This window comes from Acidovorax sp. Root217, from assembly GCF_001428645.1.
GTDB lineage: Bacteria > Pseudomonadota > Gammaproteobacteria > Burkholderiales > Burkholderiaceae_C > Acidovorax.
Map to the genome: position 1 here is coordinate 38,115 of NZ_LMIH01000024.1, position 15,621 is coordinate 53,735.

Sequence of the window (15,621 nt, forward strand, 5' to 3'; positions counted from 1 at the left end):
GCATTTCCACAATCGCTCCATTCCCTCTTTGTTCAGGAGCCCTGCCATGTCGATCGCTGCATCCACCGTTCTCATCCTCGGGGCCCGCGGGCGCCTGGGCCTTGCTGCCGCCCGCGCTTTCGCACAGGCGGGCTGGCAGGTGCGTGCCCAGGTACGGCCGGGTGCCAGCGACCCCGCTGTGCCAGGCGTGCAGTGGGTCGGCATCGCACCGCAGGACACTCCAGCCCTTGCCGCCGCAGCGCAGGGGGCGCAGGTGGTGGTGCATGCCATGAACCCGGCCTACACGCACAAGGCCTGGCGCAAGGAGGCGCCGATGCTGATGGACGCAGCCATCGAAGTCACCCGCACCCTGGGCGCCACGCTCATGCTGCCTGGCAGTGTCTACAACTATGGCCGTGCCATGCCGCCGGTGCTGCGCGAAGACACGCCGCAGACTGCGCTGGACTTCAAGGGACTGATGCGCATCCACCTGGAGCAGCGCCTGCAGGCCGCCACGCGCGATGGCGCCATGCGCGCCGTGGTGCTGCGCGCAGGCGATTATTTCGGCAGTGGCGTGGGCAGCTGGCTGGACCAGTCCATCGCCAAGGACCTGCCCAAAGGCCGTGTCACCTGGCCCGGCCCGTTGGATATCAGCCGGCCCTGGGCCTATCTGCCTGACCTGGCCCGCACCCTGGTGCGGGTGGCCGATGCGCGCCACCGCCTGTCCGCGTTCGACACGCTGCATTTCGCCGGCCACCAGGTCACGGCGCACCAGTGGGTGCAGGTGCTCTCCGTGGTGGCGGCCGAGCAGGGCTGGGCAGCAGACGCCCAGGCCGTGCGCGTGGGCCGGTTGCCCTGGCCGCTGCTGCGCATGGCCGGCCTGGTGGTGCCCCATCTGGCGGCCCTGGCAGACATGCGCTACCTCTGGAGCACGCCGCACCGGCTGGACAACACGCGCCTCGCCGCGCTGATCGGCGAGGAGCCGCACACCCCTTTCGAGCAGGCGGTTCGCCGTGCGCTCCACGACCTGGGGCTGCTGGCCCCGGCCCTTCCCCAAGCCACCCTGGCATGAACCGCAAGGAGATTCTCACCATGCAACGCCGTACCTTCATCCGCCTGGCCGGCGGTGGCACTATCGCCGCCGCCATCGCCCCCCTGGCTGCCTGCAGCTCGGGTCCGCACTATCCGGCCCAGGCCGTGGAGGCCTGGCAAGGCCCGGTGGGCGAAACCGACCTGCGCCGCCGCGCCGTGGCCTATGCCATCACCGCGCCCAACCCGCACAACCTGCAGCCCTGGGTGGTGGACCTGCGCGAAGGGGGCGTGATCACCCTGCGCACCGACCGCGAGCGCGTGCTGCCCGAGACCGACCCGCTGGGCCGCCAGATCCTGATCGGCCACGGCGCCTTCCTGGAGCTGCTGGTGCTGGCACTGGCCCAGCAGGGCATGGCCAGCGAAGTCACGCTGTGGCCCCAGGGGCCGCTGCCGGCGCAACTGCGTGACTGGGATGATCGCCCCGTGGCCCGCGTGGTACTGCGGCCCGGCAGCGAGCCCGAGGTTTTGTTCACCCAGGTGCTGCGCCGCCGCACGCCCAAGGTGGATTTCGACCTGGCCCGGCCCGTGGCACCCGATCTGCTCAAGGCCTTGCTGGCCAGTGCGCCCCGGTCGGGCAGCCCGCAGGCGGGTGGAACGGTGGAGCCCGCCCGCCTGGACGCCTTGCGCGCGCTGTGCTGGCAGTCGGCCCAGGTGGAGCTGCGCACGCCGCGCACCATGATGGAAAGCATCCGCCTCACCCGCGTCGGCCCCTCCGAGATCCTGGAGCACCGCGACGGCATCTCGCTGAACACACCGTTCATACGCGCCGCAGCGGCGCTCGGCTTCTTCGACCGCTCCGCCCCGCCCGAGGAGGGCAGTGCAGGCTACAAGGGCGCGATGGACCGCTTCGAGGGCCACAGCCGCACGGCGATGGGCTTCGTGTGGCTGACGGGGGGCAACACCCGCGCCGACCAGATCGCGGCCGGCCGCGCCTACGTGCGCCTGCAACTCAAGGCCACCGAACTGGGCGTGGGCATGCATCCCATGAGCCAGGCGCTGCAGGAGTTTGCCGAGATGGCGCCGCACTACGAGCGCGCGCACCAGCTGGTGCTGGGGCAGGGCGCGCCCAAGGAAGCCGGCGACCCCACGGTGCAGATGCTGTGCCGCATCGGCTACCCGCAGGGCGAGGTACCTGCCACGCCGCGCCGGCCACTGGCGCACCTGCTTCAGGCATAGGCCAGGCGCCGCCGGCACAGGGCCACGAACTCCTGCACCGCACGCGACTGGGCCTGGCGCGGCTTGAATGCCAGCAAGGCCCGAAAGAAGAGGCCCTCGCCCGCCAAGGGCACGCTGCGCAGCCCCAGGGGCGCATGCTCGGCCGCTACCAGCGGGTTGGTCACGGCCAGCCCTGCACCCGCCAGCACCAGCGCGCACTGTGTCGCGCTGTAGGGGGTCTCGATCACGAAGCGCGGCGTGATCCCTGCGGCGGCAAAGAGTATTTCCAGCCGCTGCTGGGCGGGGTCCGTGGCCGACAGGCCGATCAGCGGCGCATCGCGCAGGTCGGCCAGCTCCAGCACTGCTTTGCGTGCCAGCGGGTGGGCAGCGGGCACGGCGCACACGGCAGGCAGTTCGTAGAACGGCGAGGACACCAGGCCGCTCGTGTCCGCCTCGTCGCCCAGGAAGGCCAGGTCCACCGCGCCCTGGAACAGCGCCTCGCGCAGCAGCTTGGAGCTATCCACCATCAGCAGGCAGCGGGTGCGCGGGTAGTGGCGCTGGAACCCGGCCAGCACCCCGGGCATGATGCTCGCGGCCAGGGCATGCAGGCTGCCGATGCGCAGCACCTGGTCTTCCAGCGACTGCAGCGCCACGATCTTGCGTTGCACCGCCTCCAGTCCCTCGTACACGCGCTCGACCTCTTCCATCAGCGCATGGGCTTCGGGTGTGGGCACCAGGCGCCCCTTGGGCCGGTCGAACAGCGTGAGCTGAGCGCGTACCTCCAGTTGCTGCAGCAACTGCGTCACGGCGGGCTGGCTTACATGCAGCGCGGCCGCCGCGCGGTTGGCGGAGCCCAGCCGCATGACCATGCGGAAAACCTCGATCTGGCGCGCACTGACCTCCTTGGCATCGTGCGTGGGCAGGCTTTTCATATAAGTTTGGCTTAATGGAAACAGCTGCGGCATGGTACCGCGACGCTGAGCGCCTGACTACGATGCAGGCATGAATTCCGATAATTTAGCCGGTGTGCAACCGTACCACTCCTCATCCATCAAGGTGCCTGCATTGCGGGCCAATGCGCGGCTCCAGGGCCTGCGCTGCGTTCACTGCGGGGCCCGCTATCCGCTGCAGGATATGCCTGCGGGCTGCCCCGCCTGTGCAGCGCAAGGCACGCCCGCCAGCGTTGAGGCGGTCTACAGTGAGCTGCCCCGCGCGCTGGCAGCAAGCAGTTCGGGTTATAGATGGGGCGAGTGGCTTCCGTACACCCACGGGGTGTCGCTGGGCGAGGGAAACACGCCGTGCCTTTCCTTGCCACGGTTGGCGCAGACCCTGGGCATCCGTGGGTTGACTGCCAAGCACGAGGGCATGAACCCCACGGGTTCGCACAAGGACCGCATGTCGGCGCAGGCCGTGACCCGCGCGCTGGCGGTGGGTGCCTCCAAGGTGGTGCTGGCATCGAGCGGCAATGCGGCCGTATCCGCTGCCGCTTACTGTGCGGCGGCGGGTCTGCCGTGCGAGATCGCCACCTACCGGGACATGCCCGAGTCCTTTGCCCGAGCGCTGGACCGCCTGGGTGCCCGCCGTGTTGCGTTCGATCAGGGGCTGGACCGCTGGACCCACGTGCGCCGGCAGGTACTGGACGAGGGGGCTTTTGCGATCACCAACTTCAGCGTGCCGGCCGTGGGTAGCCCGGTCTTCGGTGTGGAAGGCTACCGCGCGCTGGCGCTCGAATGCGCGGCCCAGGGCTGTGTGCCCGACCATGTGCTAGTGCCCACGGCGCGCGGCGACCTGCTCTGGGGCCTGTACAGCGGCCTGCGCGACCTGCTGGCGGCCGGCCTCATCGCACGCATGCCACGCCTGTGGGCGGTGGAGCCGTTCGCCCGGTTGAGCCAGGTGCTCGCCGGGGCGCCCGCCCAGGCCGACTTCAGCGGCAGCACCGCGCAGTTCTCCATTGCCGGCAGCACCGTCACCCTGCAGCAGCAGATCGCAGTGGAACGCTCGGGCGGCGGTGCCGCCGTGGTGGGCGATGCGGATGCGGCCCGTGGCGTGGCCGAGCTCGGTGCCCAGGGCCTCTGGGTGGAGTTGTGTGCAGGCGCCTGCGTGGCTGCCGCGGCACAGCTGCGCCGGCAGGGCCGCATTGCGCCAGAGGACCACGTGCTGCTGTTGCTCACCGCCAAGGGCGACCGAGACGCCTGATCGCTTTTTTTCGTATCTCTTCGCCTGACCAAGGACCCTGCCATGACTTTCCTGTTCCGCCGTAGCTTCGTGCTGGCCTGTGCCTGCCTTTGGGGCAGCAGTGCCTTCGCCGCCTACCCCGACAAACCCGTACGCCTCATCGTGCCGTGGGCACCGGGCGGCAGCACCGATGCCATTGCCCGCGCCATCGCGCAGCGCATGGGCGAGTCGCTGGGGCAGAGCGTCATCGTGGACAACCGCTCGGGCGCGTCCGGACGCATCGGCACCGAGGCGGCCGCCAAGGCCGCACCCGATGGCTACACCATCGCCATCGTGGAGTTGCCCCATGCCATTGCGCCGGCCGTCACGGCCAGGCTGCCCTACGACCTGCTCAAGGACTTCACGCCGATCTCGATGGTCGGCACCTCGCCGCTGCTATTGTTCGTCAATGGCAGCAGGTACAAGGCGGGCGACATCAAGGGCTTTCTGAAGGACGGGCGCGCCAGCGCCACGCCGGTCACGCTGGCCCACAGCGGCAATGGGTCCATCAGCCACCTCTCGTCCGAACTGCTGGCCGGGGCCAGCGGGCTCAAGGTCAATGCCATCCCGTACCGGGGCTCGGCCCCGGCGCTCACCGATGTGGCGGCCGAGCAGGTGGCGGGCCACTTCGCCACGCTGGCCAGTGGCGCATCACTGCTCTCGGCGGGCAAGATCTCGGTGCTCATGACCACCGGGCCCACGCGCCTGCCGTCCATGCCCCAGGTGCCCACGGCCCGCGAGACGGGCCTGGCGGGCATGCAGTTCAACCAGTGGTGGGCCCTGGTGGCGCCGGCCACCACGCCCATCGAGGTGATAGAGCGTCTGCGCAAGGAGGCCATTGCCGCACTGGAGCACCCTGCCACGCGCGAGCGCCTGACCACGCTGGGCATCGAGCTCAAGGGTTCCACCCGCGACGAACTGCGCGGCTTCCTGCGCGATGAGGTGGGCCACTGGGGCGCCGTGGTGCGCAAGACCGGCCTGCAGCCGGAGTGAGCTTGCCTGGTACTGCCAGGATCAGCCGGGCTGCGACGGCGCCAGGTATTCCCGCACCAGGCTGCGCGCGCGGTGCAACCGGCTCTTCGCCGCCTCGCGCGTGGTGGAGAGGCGCTGGGCCATCTCCTCGATGGTGAGCTCCTCGAAGTCGCGCATCAACAAGGCTTCACGGTACAGGGGCGGCAGAGAATCGATGGCCAGGGCCAGGTCGTGGCGCAACTCGTGGTCTGGCCGGTGCGACCAGGCCAGGGCGTCTTCCACCTGCGCCAGCGGCTCGCCCCGCAGCCAGGCCAGCGCCGGTTGCATGCACAGCCGCTGCACGATGCGCACCACCCAGCCGCCAAAGGCCGCCACCTCGCGCAGCGCACCCACGCGGCGGTAGACGATGATCAGCGCCTCCTGCACCACATCATCGGTGGCGGTGGTGGCCGCGCAGTGGCGCAGCGCATAGCGGCGGATGTCCGGCCGTGCCAGCGCCAGCAGGCGCTCCATGGCGTCGGTGTCGCCCGCGCGCGCTGCCGGCAGCAACTGCGCCACGGTGGTCGATGCGTTGCCGGTCATTCCACCGGCTTTCTGCCCACCATGGCGCAGGCCGGGCAATAGCCGAAGAGACCGGTCACGATGCCTGTGGCGCCCGATGCGGCCAGCACCAGGCCCCACGGCGTGGCGCCCAGCCACACAAGGCTGGCAACGATGAGGGCCACCCCGGCGACGACGCGCAGCAGGCTTTCAGGGCGGGTGATGTTCTTGCGGTACAGCATGGCAAAGCTCCTTGGGGGTTGAAAGAGAAAGCGCCGACACGGGGCGCCTTCCCTGACAAGAGCGGGCTCTGCTGTGAAAGGATTCATGCCGCGAAAAATATTTCATCAACCGAAATGGTCGAACGAGGCGTAGTGCCGCTCCACCGGCCGGCCTTGCCCATCCACCAGGCGCAGCCCGGGTTCCGCCTCGATGCTGCCGATGCGCGCCACCGGGGTCTGGCTGGCCTGTGCGGCTGCAACCACTGCCGCGCGCTGCGAGGGCGGCGCCGTAAAGGCCAGCTCGTAGTCGTCGCCACCGGCCAGGGTGCACTGGTGCAATTGCTCGGGGCTCGTGGCGGCGCCGGCCTGGGCCATCAGGGTGGCGGTGATGGATGTGTCGATGCGTGCACCCACCCCGGATGCCTTGAGGATGTGGGACAGATCGCCCAGCAGCCCGTCGCTCACGTCCATGGCACTGCTGGCCACGCCGCGCAGCGCCAGGCCCAGGGCCACGCGCGGCGTGGGCTGCTCCAGCCGCAGGCGCGCGGCGGCCAGCACCTCGGGAGCCAGCGGGGTGTGCCCCAGCAGCGCCTCCAGCGCCAGCCGGGCATCGCCCAGGGTACCGCTTACATAGAGATCGTCGCCCGCGCGCGCGCCGCTGCGCAGCAGCGCCTGGCCGGCAGGCACCTCGCCGAACACCGTGATGCAGATATTGAGCGGACCCTGGGTGGTGTCACCACCGACCAGTTCGCAGCCATGCGCATCGGCCAGGGCCAGCAGCCCGCGTGAAAAGCCGGCCAGCCAGGGCGCGTCCACGCGCGGCAACGCCAGTGCCAGGGTGAAGGCCAATGGCCGGGCTCCGCAGGCGGCCAGGTCCGACAGGTTCACGGCCAGTGCCTTGTGCCCCAGCGCCTTGGGGTCCACGTCGGCGAAGAAGTGGCGGCCTTCCACCAGCATGTCGCTGGAGACGGCCAGCTGCATGCCTACGGCAGGTGCCAGCAGCGCGCAGTCGTCCCCCACGCCCAGGGCGGCGCGGTGCACGGGCCGCGTGAAATAGCGTGCGATCAGATCGAATTCACCCATGGGTCGATTGTGGCGTGCCTCATAGCCATTGGTACCGACGGCGTGACATATCTCTGCAACACACGGTGCCTAGAGTCACCGCTTCGTGCCCGGCTCCCATGCCCCGTTCCTGGAGCCCGCAGGCCTTATTCCACTGCGCGGCGGCATGCGCCTTCGCAGCACCTTCCATCCCCACCCACCCGCCTTGCGCGGAGGAAACGAGCATGACCACCGTCTACCACGCCCTGTCGACCAGCAATTTCGCCCAGGATTGGACCAATCTGAGCACCCTGATCACCACCGCCAACGACTGGAGCGGGGTGCCGTCCATCGTGGGGTACCGGGGCGATGACCTGACCACGGTGACGGGAACCGATCCCCAGACCGTCTTGGCCGGTACCGCGACGCCGCAGAGCGCCACGCTGCTCGATGCCAACACGGCCAGCACCACCGGCGCAGTGGGTGTGTTCAGCACCTTGCCCAATCCGGTGATCGCGATGCAGGGCTCCGGCACCGCTGACGCGCCCCACCTCGTGATCCACCTGAACGCCACGGGCCGCAAGGACATCGTGGTCAGCTACACCTTGCGCGACATCGATGCGACCACCGACAACGCTGCACAGGCCGTGGCGCTGCAATACCGCGTGGGCGACACCGGCGACTTCGTCAACGTGCCGGCCGCGTATGTTGCCGATGCATCGAACGGCCCCTCGCTCACCAAGGACACGCCCATCTCCGTCACGCTGCCAGCCGGTGCCAATGGCGCTGCCCAGCTTCAGCTGCGCATCATGACCACCAATGCCGCTGGCAACGACGAATGGATCGGCATCGACGATATCGTGGTGAGCTCTGCCGCAGCCGGTCCCGTCGGCCCCAGCCTGGCCTACAGTGGCTCCATCAACGAATCCCAGGCCTTTGACGGCCACATGGCCCCGGGCGCCAAGATCACCATCACGCTGACGGGCGAGACCTTCACCGGCACCGACGGCGCCAGCCTGCTGTCGGCCGCCACCGTCAGCAACGTGCCTGCCGGCCTCACGGCGGTGCTCACCCGCACCAGCGCCACCACGGCCGAGCTGGGCTTTACCGGCACGGCCACCAGCCATGCCAATGCCAACGACGTCAACAACCTCACGGTCACGTTTGCCGATGGGGCATTCACCGGCGGCTCCGCTTCCGGTGTCGCGAACGCCACCCAGAACAGCCTGAAGATCAACTTCAGCGACGAAGGGGCTGCCGGCAGCGCGCAGACCTTCACCCCCAACGCCGGTACGGCGCTCGGCAGCTCCGACGCCTCGGCCGCGCTGGCGCTCGACGCCAACTGGATGGTGGTGGGCGACGATGAAGCCAGCGTGCTGCGTGTCTACGACCGTGCAGGCGGCGCTGCCGTCAAGGAGTGGAACTACGGCGCCGCACTGGGCAATGGCGGCGAGCTGGACCTGGAGGCCGGCACCCGCATCGGCGACACCTTCTATTTCACCGGCTCGCACAGCAACAACAAGAGCGGCGCGGAGCAGAACAACCGCGAATACATCCTGGCCGTGAAGATCGATGGCACGGGCGCCGACACGCAATTCACCTACCTGGGCAAGCACAGTGGCCTGGAAGACCAGCTTGTGGCCTGGGACCAGGGCAACGTCCACGGCAAGGGCGCGAACTACTTTGGCTTCGCCGCCTCGTCGGTCGGGGTGATTCCCGAAAACGTCAACGGCTTCTCCATCGAGGGCATGACCGCCTCGCAGGACGGCAGCAAGCTGCTGGTGGCCTTCCGCGCGCCACAAACAGACGCCAACACGCGCGACAAGGCCGTGGTGCTGGCACTGGACGTGGCCGGGCTCGTCGACGCCACGGGTGGCAGCGCGCCCAACGTCAGTGCCGTGTTCGAACTCAACCTGGGCGGCCGTGGCATCCGCTCCATCGAGAAAGCCGGCGACGGCAGCTACCTGATCCTGGCCGGCCCCTCGGGCTCGGCCAGCACCGAGGTCACCCATGATTTCCGCCTGTTCCGCTGGGATGGCGTGAGCACCACGCCCGCTGAGCTGGACGTGAACCTCGACGCCCTGCGTGACGGCACGGGCGGCAGTTTCGAGACCATCGTCGACGTGCAGAGCACGGCCCAGGGCACCCTGGTGCAGTTGCTGCAGGACAACGGCGACAGCACCTGGGGCGGTTCCACTGCGTCCAAGGACCTGCCTGCAGCGCAGCAAAAGTTCGTGGGCAACTGGGTGCAGATCGGTGGCAACGTCACTGACTCCGCTGGCCCCAGCCTGGTCAACAGCACCCCGGCTGACAATGCGATCAATGTGGACAAGGCGGCCAACCTCGTGCTGCGTTTCGATGAGGGCGTGGCGCGCGGCACAGGTGACTTCGTGATCAAGAAGGTCAGCGACAACAGCGTCGTTGCCACGATTTCCGCTGCCGACACCACCCAGGTCACAGTGGCATTCAACACCGTCACCATCAACCCCACGGCCGATCTGGCCGTGAATACCGATTACTACGTTGAAGCCGTAGCAGGCACGCTGAAGGACCACTACGGCAACAACTGGGCCGGGCTGACGGGCGCAACGGCCTTCAATTTCACCACATCCTCCGCGCCCCCTGCCAAGGTGCTTATCACCGAAGTGAACTCCAGCACCAGCTCGGGCGCGGGTGGCGGCGACTTCTTCGAGCTGTACAACTACGGCACCACGGCCATCGACCTGTCGGGCTGGAAGTGGACCGACGAAGCCGGCGCCTTCTCCAGCGCCACGGCACTGACCGCCGGCACGACGCTGGCTGCCGGCGAGAAGCTGATCATCGTCAACACCACGGACGAAGCTGCATTCCGCGCAGCATGGAACAACCTGCCCGCCACGACCAAGGTCCTCGCCGTGGGCGGTGCTGGCCTGGGCGGCGACGACGCCGTCGTGGTCTTCGATTCGGCTGGCAAGGTGGCTGCAGCCATCAACTACAAGGCCACAGGCACGTCCATCACCGCCAGCGACAACACGGTGATCCAGCCCCTGGTGAAGACCGGCGGCGGCAACTCCGCCGGCGGCCACACCGGTGTGGCCGTGGGCGGCGCTGCTGGCACCTCTGCGGTGTGGGATGGCGTCTCCACGAGCAATCCGCAGTACAAGCCTTCAGTGGCCGGCCAGGATGGCGCCTTCGCCCAGACGGGAACGCCCGCCAACATCGGCTCGCCAGGCGCAACTCCCAAGCCCAAGGTGCTGATCACCGAGGTGAACTCCAGCACCAGCTCGGGCGCGGGTGGCGGCGACTTCTTCGAGTTGCACAACTACGGCACCACGGCCATCGACCTGTCGGGCTGGAAGTGGACCGACGAAGCCGGCGCCTTCTCCAGCGCCACGGCACTGACCGCCGGCACGATGCTGGCTGCCGGCGAGAAGCTGATCATCGTCAACACCACGGACGAAGCTGCATTCCGCGCAGCGTGGAACAACCTGCCCACCACGACCAAGGTTCTCGCCGTGGGCGGTTCCGGCCTGGGCGGTGATGATGCTGTCGTGGTGTTCGATGCGACCGGCAGCGTGGCTGCAGCCATCAACTACAAGGCTACCGGTACCTCCGTCACGGCCAGCGACGGCACGGTGGTCCAGCCCTTGGTGAAGACAGGCGGCGGCAACTCTGCCGGCGGCCACACCGGTGTGGCCGTGGGCGGCGCTGCTGGCACCTCTGCAGTGTGGGATGGCGTCTCCACGACCAATCCGCAGTACAAGCCTGCAGTGGCGGGCCAGGATGGCGCCTTTGCCCAGACGGGCACGCCGGCCAACATCGGCTCGCCGGGCCTGACCGAAGGCGCCAAGGGCGCAGTGCCCACGTACACCCAGGCATTCGACGATGCCAATGGCTTCGCCGAGTTCACGAAGTACAGCAAGGACGCCGATGCGGCCAACAACTGGTACCTCAACACCACCGCCGGCGCGGACAAGGCGGCCGAGGTCAATGGTTTCGGGGACAGTGCCCCGGCCAATGACTGGCTGATCTCCAAGGCATTCAACCTGAACGACACCAGTGCCGAGTTCCTGAGCTTCCGCACCTGGACCAACTTCACCGACAGCGGCTTTGCCCAGCCGGTCACGCTGAAGTACTCCACCAATTACGCCGGTACGGGTGACCCTGCGCTTGCCACCTGGAGTGATCTTGCCTTCACGCCTTCGCCGCAGGGCAGCCAGGCCTGGACCCAATCGGGCCCTATCGACCTGTCAGCCATCACCGGTACGAACGTCTATTTCGCTTTCCAGTACCAGTCTTCCGGCACAGCGTCCAGTTCGTCGTCGAGCTGGCGCGTTGACGACTTCAAGATCGACAGCTACAGCGGCCCCGTTGTCTCCATCGCGGCCACCAGCGCCGACAAGATGGAAGGCAACGCGGGCACTACCGCCTACACCTTCACCGTGGCGCGTGCCGGTGATACGTCGGGTACGGCATCCATGAACTGGGCGGTCACCGGCTCTGGCGCTTCGCCGGCCACGGCGGACGACTTCGTCGGCAACGCGCTGCCATCGGGTTCGGTGAGCTTCGCAGCGGGCGAGACCAGCAAGCTCATCACCGTCAACGTGCAGGGCGACACCAGCATCGAGCAGGACGAAGGCTTCACCGTCACGCTGTCGGGCGTGCCCGGCGGCATCACCGTCATCGGCGCAGCCGCGCAGGGCGTGATCCGCTCGGACGAGGCCCCTATCACCAAGATCCACGAGATCCAGGGCAGCAACGACACCGCGCTGCTGATGGGCAGCGCCGTCACCATCGAAGGCATCGTGACGGGCTACGCCCCCAACCTGCAGGGCTTCTACGTTCAGGAGGAAGCGGCCGACTACGATGCCGATGCCAGCACCTCCGAAGGCATCTTCGTGTACTACGGCAGCACGCCTATCGTGGGCCTGGACGCCAACAGCGTGGGCGACAAGATCCGCATCAAGGGCACGGTGGCCGACTTCAAGGGCCAGACCCAGCTGACGGGCCTGTCGGGTTTCACGCAGGTGCAGGACAACGCAGGCCTGCCCGCCGCCACGGTGGTGACCTTGCCCGTGGCCAGCGCCGTGAGCTGGGAAGCCTACGAAGGCATGCTGGTGACCGTGCAGTCCGCAACGAACGGCGGCAAGCTGGTGGTCACCGACAACTTCAACCTGGCCCAGTATGGCCAGGTGACGCTGACCTCGGACGCCATCCAGACGACGTACACCGAGAACAACGCGCCCAGCACCGCGGGCAATGCCAACTACCTGGCGGATCTGAAGAAAGACCAGATCATCCTGGACGACCTGAGCAGCACGTCGAACCCCGCCAGCCACATCGGCCGTGACGGCCAGCCGCTGTCGGCCAGCAATACGCTGCGCGCCGGCGATGGCGTGACGAGCGTGACCGGCATCGTGGACCAGCTCGTGGACGCCGCCGCAGGTACCCACGAAACCAGCTACCGCGTGCAGCCCACGCAGACGGTGCAGTTCACGGGCGATGCCGCTCGCCCCACCGTCAATTCCATCCCGGACAGCGTGCGCAACGCCGAGATCAAGGTGGCTTCCGCCAACGTGCTGAACTACTTCACCACGCTGGGCACGGCCAACTTCGTCACGCCCGAAGGCAACAGCATCGCGGCACGCGGGGCCACCAATGCCACCGAATTCCAGCGACAGCAGGACAAGATCGTCGAGAACCTGCTGGGCCTGGATGCCGACGTGGTCGGCCTCATGGAGGTGCAGAACAACGGCTTCGGCTCCGGCAGCGCGATCCAGTCGCTGGTGAATGCGCTCAACGCCAAGGCCGGCCCGAACACCTATGCCTTCGTGGAACAGACCAAGACCGGCAGCGATGCGATCATGGTGGCCATCATCTACAAGCCGGCCAAGGTAGAGCTGGTCGGAGCCGCCGCCACGCCCGACCCCACGGTGTACGACGCGTTCTCGTCCACCTACGGCAGCCGCGTCCCCGTGGCGCAGACCTTCAAGTCGAAGGCCGATGGCGAAGACTTCACCGTGGTGGTGAACCACTTCAAGAGCAAGGGCAGCGGCACGGCCGCCCAGGGCGTGGATGCCGGCGATGGCCAGGGCGCCAGCACCATCGCGCGCGACAAGGCGGCCGATCAGCTTGCGCAGTGGCTCGCCACGCACCCCACGGGCAGCAGCGATACCGATGTCCTGCTGGTGGGTGATTTCAACGCCTACAGCAAGGAAACCCCCATCTCCACGCTGGCCGCCAGCGGCTACAGCAAGGTGTCCACGGGCAACTCGTATTCGTTCGACGGCCTGTGGGGTTCGCTCGACCATGCGCTGGCCAGTTCCAGCCTGACCAGCCAGGTTGCCGGCACCTTCAAGTGGGGCATCAACGCCGAAGAGCCCACCTTGCTGGACTACAACATGGAGAACAAGAACGACGCGCAAGACGCCAGCTACTTCAACGCCGACCCCTACCGCTCCAGCGACCACAACCCGATCCTGATCGGCCTGAACCTCAGCAGCACGCCTGCGTCCGGTGGCGGTGGTGGTGGCGGCGGCACGCCGACCACGCCGACCATCCCCGTCATCCCGCCCGCAGGCCCTGGCCTGCCTGCCACGCTGCAGGGCTCCAGCGGCAACGACACCATCGTCGTGCCCGACCTGCCCCTGACCCGTGTGTTCACGGGTGGCGGCGCCGACACGGTGACGGGTGGCGGTGGCGTGGACACGGTCGTGGTCTCGGCCACGCTGGCCGACGTATTGCGCCTGGGCATCAGCCAGGACAGCAGCGGCAAGGTGGTGATCAACACCCCCACGGGCCCTGTCACCCTGAGCGGCGTGGAACGCGTGGAGCTGCAGGGCAGCCTGTTTGCCTTCGACGTGGCGCTGCCCTCGGCGACCAGCGAGGGCGGCAAGACCGGCCAGATGCTGGCCCTGGCCTACACCATCTTCGGCCAGAAGCCGGACACCGCCGCCCTGAGCCAGTGGGTGCACAAGGCCGACAGCATGACGGGCCTGGACGCACTGGCCCAGTCCTTCATCGATATGCTCGCCCCCGGCATCGGCAACGATGGTCTGGTGAACTTCCTCTTCGAGCGTGTTACGGGCGTGGCCCCCACGGCCCAGCAGGTGCAGGAGTTCTCGTCGATGATCGGCCCCGGCAAGGCCTATGCCACGCAGGGCGCCTTCCTGGCTGCAGTGACCAAGCTGCCGATTGCCACCGAGGGCTTGGCCGAGCTGGTGGGTGTGGTGCAGCCATTGGACGCCAGCGCCTTCCCTGTGTAAGCAGGAGCGCGCAGGCCCGCCGCGCTATGCCGGCGGGCCTGCGAACCACAGCGCCCAGTGGTCGATGCAGGCCTTGATCTTGGGCAGGCGGTGCCTGCGCGTGAGCGTGATGGCGTGGATGGGCGAGGGCTGCTCGTCCACCCATTCGCGCAGCACCGGTGCCAGCACGCCCTGCTGCACCAACGGATCGGCCACGAGGGTGGCCAGCCGGGCAATGCCCAGGCCCTGCAGCGCCAGGCGCGCCGTGATGCCGGTGCTGCCGGAGCGCCAGTGCCCGTCGGCCACCACCACGTGGGGCTCGCCATCGACGATGAAGGGCCAGCGGTTGAGCTGGGCCATCGCGCTGTTGGTGATGAGCCGGTGGCGGTGCAGCTCATCCGGGTGCTGCGGCGAACCGTAAGCCTGCAGGTAGGCCGGCGTGGCATAGAGCCGGCGCACCAGGGTGCCCAGCGGGCGCGCCACTACGGTATCGCTGGTGGGCGGCCCGGTGCGGATGGCGATGTCGATGCCGTCGCGCGCCATGTCGGCCATGCGGTCGTCCACCACCAGCTCCACGCGCAGCAGCGGGTGTGCCTGCTGCAGGCTGTCGAAGCTGGGGATCAGCAGGTGCTCGGCCAACACCGAGCTGGCGGCCACGCGCACCGAACCGCTGGCCTGGCCGCTCTGGCTGGCGAACTCGCCTTCGAGCTCGTCCATGGTGCTGGTCAGGCATCGGCAGTACTCGAGGAAGGTGAGCCCCTCGGCCGTGGGCGTGAGGCCATGCGTCGAGCGGTGGATCAGCCGCGCATTGCAGGCCTTCTCGATGCGCGCCAGGGTGCGCGAGACCTGGCTCACCGGCACATCGCGCTCGCGCGCCACGGCCGAGAGCGAGCCCAGGTCCGCCACGCGGACAAAGAGGTGCATGTCTTCAAAGCGGATATCGCGCATGGACGCATGGTAGCGGGACTGGCGCGCACAACCGTGGTGGCCCTTGCAGGCTGCGCAAAACGCCCTTGCGCCATATGGCGTTTCGCCCGCGCACGCCTGTGCCTACAGTGGCCACACCTGTTTCGAACGTGAAGGATGTGTTCCATGCCGCAGATAGATGAGCTCTACCCCGACGACCTGCATCGCCTCAAGGCCGCCGCCCTCCGCGAATCCCACCGCCTGCGCGACGAAGCGCT

The 15,621-nt window shown here is 68.2% G+C and carries 10 protein-coding genes; 5 read left to right on the forward strand and 5 right to left on the reverse strand.

All coding sequences use genetic code 11. From position 1 onward, the window contains the following. Window positions 1-46 precede the first annotated feature (46 nt). Window positions 47-1,051 carry an NAD-dependent epimerase/dehydratase family protein gene (locus ASE31_RS21780; protein ID WP_057203907.1) on the forward strand — a complete coding sequence of 335 codons (1,005 nt, stop codon included), beginning with the start codon at window positions 47-49 and terminating at the stop codon, window positions 1,049-1,051. A 20-nt stretch (window positions 1,052-1,071) separates the two neighbouring features. Then, window positions 1,072-2,247 carry a hypothetical protein gene (locus ASE31_RS21785; RefSeq protein ID WP_057204122.1) on the forward strand — a complete coding sequence of 392 codons (1,176 nt, stop codon included), beginning with the start codon at window positions 1,072-1,074 and terminating at the stop codon, window positions 2,245-2,247. On the opposite strand, the gene ASE31_RS21790 is transcribed toward ASE31_RS21785, so the two are convergent. Further along, window positions 2,238-3,158 (reverse strand): LysR substrate-binding domain-containing protein, encoded by a 921-nt coding sequence (locus tag ASE31_RS21790; protein ID WP_057203908.1) that lies wholly within the window; start codon window positions 3,156-3,158, stop codon window positions 2,238-2,240. The genes ASE31_RS21785 and ASE31_RS21790 overlap by 10 nt on opposite strands. Window positions 3,159-3,360: 202 nt before the next feature. Here ASE31_RS21790 and ASE31_RS21795 point away from each other — a divergent pair, with 202 nt between their 5' ends. Together ASE31_RS21795 and ASE31_RS21800 are read left to right on the forward strand one after the other, a co-directional pair. Next, on the forward strand, window positions 3,361-4,422 hold the full coding sequence (locus tag ASE31_RS21795) for a pyridoxal-phosphate dependent enzyme (protein ID WP_235514732.1): 1,062 nt from the start codon (window positions 3,361-3,363) through the stop codon (window positions 4,420-4,422). Window positions 4,423-4,464: 42 nt separating this feature from the next. After that, on the forward strand, window positions 4,465-5,433 hold the full coding sequence (locus tag ASE31_RS21800) for a tripartite tricarboxylate transporter substrate binding protein (protein WP_057203910.1): 969 nt from the start codon (window positions 4,465-4,467) through the stop codon (window positions 5,431-5,433). Window positions 5,434-5,454: 21 nt separating this feature from the next. Here the strand turns inward: ASE31_RS21800 and ASE31_RS21805 are convergent, their stop codons facing one another. The 3 genes from ASE31_RS21805 to thiL all read right to left on the reverse strand — a co-directional run bounded on the left by ASE31_RS21805 (window position 5,455) and on the right by thiL (window position 7,256). Further along, a complete protein-coding gene (locus tag ASE31_RS21805) occupies window positions 5,455-5,994 on the reverse strand; it encodes an RNA polymerase sigma factor (protein ID WP_057203911.1) in 540 nt (179 codons plus the stop codon). Further along, window positions 5,991-6,194: a DUF2892 domain-containing protein gene (locus tag ASE31_RS21810; protein WP_057203912.1), complete on the reverse strand. Its 204-nt coding sequence runs from the start codon at window positions 6,192-6,194 to the stop codon at window positions 5,991-5,993. Before ASE31_RS21810 ends, ASE31_RS21805 begins: the two co-directional genes overlap by 4 nt. Window positions 6,195-6,299: 105 nt before the next feature. After that, entirely contained in the window at window positions 6,300-7,256 is a 957-nt protein-coding gene (gene thiL / locus ASE31_RS21815) for a thiamine-phosphate kinase (RefSeq protein WP_057203913.1), read from the reverse strand. Between the two features lie 203 nt (window positions 7,257-7,459). On the opposite strand from thiL, the gene ASE31_RS21820 reads away from it, so the two are divergent. Beyond that, window positions 7,460-14,458, forward strand: a complete 6,999-nt coding sequence (locus ASE31_RS21820) for an ExeM/NucH family extracellular endonuclease (RefSeq protein ID WP_057203914.1) — start codon at window positions 7,460-7,462, stop codon at window positions 14,456-14,458. A 24-nt stretch (window positions 14,459-14,482) separates the two neighbouring features. Here ASE31_RS21820 and ASE31_RS21825 read toward each other — a convergent pair whose 3' ends face one another. Next, window positions 14,483-15,385: a LysR family transcriptional regulator gene (locus ASE31_RS21825; protein WP_057203915.1), complete on the reverse strand. Its 903-nt coding sequence runs from the start codon at window positions 15,383-15,385 to the stop codon at window positions 14,483-14,485. Between the last annotated feature and the right edge of the window lie 236 nt (window positions 15,386-15,621).